We start from the raw sequence: 5,178 nt of genomic DNA on the forward strand, positions 1-5,178 counted from the left end.
AGAAAAAACAGAAAAATTTTCAGGAAGAGAAAAAATAGGATTCTTTTTGCAGGAAAATTAAGAATAAAGAAAATTGGGCCTTTATTGGATGATATTTTTCATCCAATAAAGGCCCAATTGAGAGAAGAGACTCATAGCTGTCTGGCAGAAAACATACCGTGCTGCGTCAATCGGATTCCTCCGCGTCCTGTGCCGTAGGTCAGCAGGCCGTGTTCCCGCATCAGAGTAAGCAACTGCCGGACTTTATATTCGCTGATAGAAAGATTTTGCTGCGTAAGTGCCTGCGTCAATGTGGCACGACTCATGGTGTCATTTTGGAGAGTTTTCAGTATCGCCAGCATCAGTCGCTGCTCCTGACGGCTGGCTGCAGGAAGTGCTTCCGTTTTTGCCCAAGGCGGCATATCCCTGTCTGCCGGTACATGTGGCTGTGGGGGGAGCACATCAATATCCAGCACGCTGCTGCCGCTGCTTTCCATGTATTGGATATAGTTGCGTAACTCGCGGATATTGCCGCGCCACTCCAGATGCATTAGCGTTTGGAGCAGGCGATCGGTCATGGTTACTCCTTGACGAATACGGTCCAGAAAACTGTGTGCCAGCAGAGGGATATCTTCTGGACGCTCGCGCAGAGGCGGCAGACGCAAAGGAAACAGGCTCAGTCGGTAGAATAAATCGGCGCGGAAATGTTTTTCTTCCATCTGACGGTAAAGATCCTGGTTGGTTGCTGCGATAATGCGAACATTGACCGGAACGATTCGATGGCTACCAACAGGGCGAACTTCATGTTCTTCCAATACGCGCAGCAGTTTTGCCTGTAACTCCATCGGCATTTCTCCGATCTCATCCAGAAAAACAGTGCCCTCGTGCGCACATTCGAATAAACCGATATGACCCTCTGCCTTGGAACCGGTAAAGGCTCCTGCTTCATAGCCAAAGAGTTCGCTTTCCAGCAGTGTGGGGGTAAGAGCGGCGCAATTGAGCGCAACAAAAGGCATGTTGCGGCGTGTGGAAGCATTATGGATCGCTTGAGCGAACAACTCTTTGCCGGTGCCGGTTTCGCCGGTAATCAGAACAGGCCCATCGGCATGTGCGATATGTTCTGCAATTTTGCGGCAGGTCTGAATGGCATCGGACCTGCCGAGAATATGGTCGAAAGTGTACTTGGCGCGGAATCCCTGTGATTTCAGGTTGAGACGGATTTGAGAACTGCGGCGTTGTACACGGTCGGAACTGCGGATGACCGCTACATAGTCGACAACTTCGGAGAGTACCCCGACCTCATAAATGGAAACGGTAAAACTGGATCGGGATGCGCCACCGGGCACCCATTTATCCTCTACGGGCTGATGTGATAGCAGGAGGTCGTGCAGTGCCTTGGGGAGAGGAAGGTCGTGCAAGGATGCCCTCACGACTTGGTTTTTGGATAAATGAAAGCCGTTTGCAAACGAATCATTGCAATGGGTGATATAGCCGTCTTTCTGGTAGACGAGAATGCCGTCTTCGAGCAATTCAACAACGGTTTGGTATCGGTTTTGGGATTCCATGATGGAACGCAGAAAATAAAGAATACCATGATTCGCATTGGAGGTAAGCTGTATGTATTGCAGTAATTTTTGCTCCATTCGGTCGGTAAAACAGCGCAGGAGCACAGCGATTTCCAGCAGTTCGTTCGGATCAATGGCTGCCCAGCCGAGATCAATGATTTCGGGCATGGAAATTGTTACAAGATCACCGAGACCAACGATAACAAGCAGCTGATTTGGGGTGGATAGTGCCTGTTGCCGTGCCTGTGGGGTGCTGTCGCGTCCCAACGGGGTAAAACTGATATTATGATAACCGCAGTCCAGAATTTGTGAAATCATATATTTTGCGGTCTCTTCAGTATAATCGAACAATACCGCCTTTGTGCCTGGAGGGTAGACATAGAGTCGCTGCATCTCACGACGGACCAACACGCGGCGCAGCAGGAGGATGTTGGTTGTTTCAGTGATGCGCGAGCGGATAATCGGTACCAGCTCCTGAGAGGTATAAAGGACTAAATCACACTTCAGTTGTGCGGGAAGCTGCTGCTCGTTGGTATAATAGCCAATAATTTCCAAGGAATCCTGAAAGAATTCCCGCAGCGCCTGCATATATTTGTCGCGTGCATGCCGTTCGATTGCCACCAAGATCAGTCTTTTTTTCACAGCGCACCCCTCCGCAAAAGCAATGTATGGTCCTATTGTAGCACAGATTGTCGAAAAGGGCAAAAATGTATCGCTGCCACTGCGAAAGAAAAAACACGCAAACCCTCGAATGCTCTTTCGCGTGCAGCGGGACAGTGCTATACTGGATGTATCGAATAACCGCCCTCGCTGAGACAAAGGGCGATGTGGATAGCAGTGAGGTAGCGTATGAAAAAATGTATTGTCGCGTCAGATTCTTTCAAGGGCACGCTTTCCAGCGGGGAAATCTGCCGGATTGCGCGTGAAACCATTCCGCAGATTTTTCCGGAGTGCGAAGTCGTAGCGATTCCGATTGCAGACGGCGGAGAGGGTACGGTGGACTGCCTGCTGCAGGCGATGGAGGGGCAGGCGGTTTGCGTCCGTGTGTGCGGGGCTTATCCGGATGACCGCGTCGACGCGGTGTATGGAAAATTTGGGGAAACTGCGGTGATTGAGATGGCTGCGGCCGCCGGTTTGCCATTGGTGGGCGAAAACAGAAATCCGGAGCAGACAACGACCTATGGCGTGGGGCAGTTGATCCGTCACGCGGTTGAAAACGGATGCAGGCAGATTTATCTTGGCATTGGCGGCAGCGCGACCAATGACGGCGGCTGCGGGTGCGCGGCGGCCCTTGGCGCGGCGTTTTATAATGCGGCTGGCGAAAAGTTTGTGCCGCGCGGACGTGACCTTTCAGAGATTGTACGGATCGACTGCGCAGATGTGCGCGCGCTGCTGCGCGGCGTGTCGGTTACCGTAATGTGTGATGTAGAAAACCCGCTGTATGGACCAAATGGCGCGGCGTATGTATTCGCGCCGCAAAAGGGAGCGGATGGCGCTATGGTCGAGCGTCTGGATGCACAGCTGCGCCACCTGGGAGCGGTGCTGGAGCGTACCTTCGGCGCGGATTATGCCGCCATGCCGGGTGCGGGAGCGGCCGGCGGTATGGGTGCGGGATGCACGGCGCTGCTCGGCGCATCGCTCCGGCCGGGGATTGAAACGCTGCTGGATGTGGTGGGGTTTGACCGGCATTTGCAGGGAGCAGATCTGGTAATCACCGGCGAAGGCCGTATTGATTTTCAGAGCGTTCAGGGCAAGGTCATTTCGGGCATTGCCCGGCGCACCAAGCCCCGAAATGTGCCGTTGGTTGCCATTGTCGGCTGTATTGACGACAGCGCGGCGCAGGCGTATGATGTGGGCGTGACCGCCATGTTTTCGATTGACCGGATGGCGCTGCCGTTTTCGCAGTCCGCCGCCCGCAGCGCGCAGGACTACAGAAATACGCTGCTTGATGTGCTGCGCCTGATTCGCGGGGTTTGAGCGGGTGCGTGGAAAGTAAGAAAACCGGCCGAAAAAACGGTGTACGCTCGTTTTGCGAGAGAACACCGTTTTTTTATTGACCGCCTTGCCGGTACAGCGGCGTGTCCTTTTTGCATCGCAAAGAGATAAAGAAAAAGCACTGATTCGATAAGAATCAGTGCTTTTTAATGGTTGCGGGGACAGGACTTGAACCTGCGACCTCCGGGTTATGAGCCCGACGAGCTACCAACTGCTCTACCCCGCGATATAAGCGCCTTATTTAAAGTGCTTATATACTATACCATGGTTTTGCGGCTTTGTCAAGAGGGATAACACAAAAAACGGAAATTATGTTTCGACATCATTTTCATCTTCATCATTTTCCGGCGCATCGGGCAGCTCCAGCCAGAACACAATGCCGCCTGCAACGTTTTCTGCGCCGCAGGTTCCGTGCAGCGTATCCGCAATGGCGCGTACCAGAGACAGACCGATGCCGGTGCCGCCGTTTTCGCGCGAGCGGGCGCGGTCCGTGCGGTAAAATTTCTCCCAGATCTTAGAAAGCTCATCTTCGGGCAGGCCGCAGCCTTCGTTGAATACCGACAGGCGCACACCGGTCTCTGTGCGATATGCGGTGATTTCAATGCGGCCGCCGTCCACGGTATAGCGGATGGCGTTGGACAGATAGTTCATCAGCACCTGTTCAATCAGGTTGCCGTCCGTCCGCACGGCAACGGCGGTGTTCTCATAGCCGATATGCAGCCCCCTGCTTTCGCACAATACGGCCGTCTTGCGCACGGCGGCCTCGCAAAGCGGATACAGGTCAATTTCTTCGTAATAAGTCTGCTCGGCGCCAAGCTCCAGCTTGGAAAGGCTCAGAAGCTGCATCACAAGTTTGTTCATGTGGTCGGCCTCGTCGGCAATGGTGTCGCAGTAGAACTTGCGGTCTTCGGGGCCGTCCGCCACGCCGGCCGTCAACCCCTCGGCATAGCCCTGGATGAGCGCGATGGGCGTCTTCAGCTCATGCGAGACGTTGACGATAAACTCACGGCGCATATTGTCAATGCGCTCTTTTTCCTGAATCTGCTGCGCAAGCTGGGCGTTGGACTGCTGCAGATCGCCAATCGCCTGCTCCAGATAGGCGGACAGCCGGTTGAGCGATTGCCCCAGACGGCCGATTTCATCGCGCTCCTGCCCCTCATAATGGGTGGAAAAATCCAGCTCGCTCATTCGGTCGGCCAGACCGGCCATGGCAATCAGCGGGCGGGTAAACTGGCGGGAAATGAAGAAACCGCAAACCAGGCAGATGAGCAGCGCGCAGCCGCCTGCAATCAGCAGAAACAGCAGATTGAAGGACGAGCTTCTTTCGATGAACGCATAGGGCATGTAGGCGATCAGATAGGCGCCGGCCTGCTGGTCCAATATGCCGGCAAGGCAGAGATACTGATCGCTGCTGTCCCGCAGGGAAACGGTGAGAAACTGATAGTCATCCCCCAGATTCTCCCAGTCCGCGTTGAGAAAAACAGAATTCAAAACAGCATATCCGCGGAAACGCTGATCGCTGAAATCCGGAAAGGGGTTGCCATAGCCATAATAGGGCGGGGTGTTGGGCGCCGTGCTGTCCTGGGTGAAAGAAGAGGCGTAGAGTACGGTGCCGTCCTGCTGTATCACGCCCAAACGG

The 5,178-nt window shown here is 54.0% G+C and carries 3 protein-coding genes and 1 tRNA gene; 1 reads left to right on the top strand and 3 read right to left on the bottom strand.

Going from position 1 to position 5,178, the window contains the following annotated elements:
• Window positions 1-131: 131 nt before the first annotated feature.
• Window positions 132-2,186, bottom strand: coding sequence for a sigma-54 interaction domain-containing protein (locus tag ACOYIE_RS09170; protein WP_433412531.1), 2,055 nt, complete (start codon window positions 2,184-2,186; stop codon window positions 132-134).
• A gap of 207 nt (window positions 2,187-2,393) precedes the next feature.
• Here ACOYIE_RS09170 and ACOYIE_RS09175 point away from each other — a divergent pair, with 207 nt between their 5' ends.
• On the top strand, window positions 2,394-3,521 hold the full coding sequence (locus ACOYIE_RS09175) for a glycerate kinase family protein (protein ID WP_433412533.1): 1,128 nt from the start codon (window positions 2,394-2,396) through the stop codon (window positions 3,519-3,521).
• Between the two features lie 168 nt (window positions 3,522-3,689).
• On the opposite strand, the gene ACOYIE_RS09180 is transcribed toward ACOYIE_RS09175, so the two are convergent.
• Window positions 3,690-3,765: transfer RNA gene (locus tag ACOYIE_RS09180), tRNA-Met, on the bottom strand.
• 83 nt (window positions 3,766-3,848) lie between these two features.
• The coding region (locus ACOYIE_RS09185; protein WP_433412535.1) for an ATP-binding protein at window positions 3,849-5,178 on the bottom strand (1,330 nt) is incomplete at its 5' end.

The organism is Agathobaculum sp. (genome assembly GCF_050946325.1).
Lineage (GTDB): Bacteria > Bacillota > Clostridia > Oscillospirales > Butyricicoccaceae > Agathobaculum.

Excerpts from the sequence above, each read along its gene's own strand:
- ACOYIE_RS09175 (WP_433412533.1), top strand. The coding sequence starts at position 2,394 with ATGAAAAAATGTATTGTCGCGTCAGATTCTTTCAAGGGCACGCTTTCC.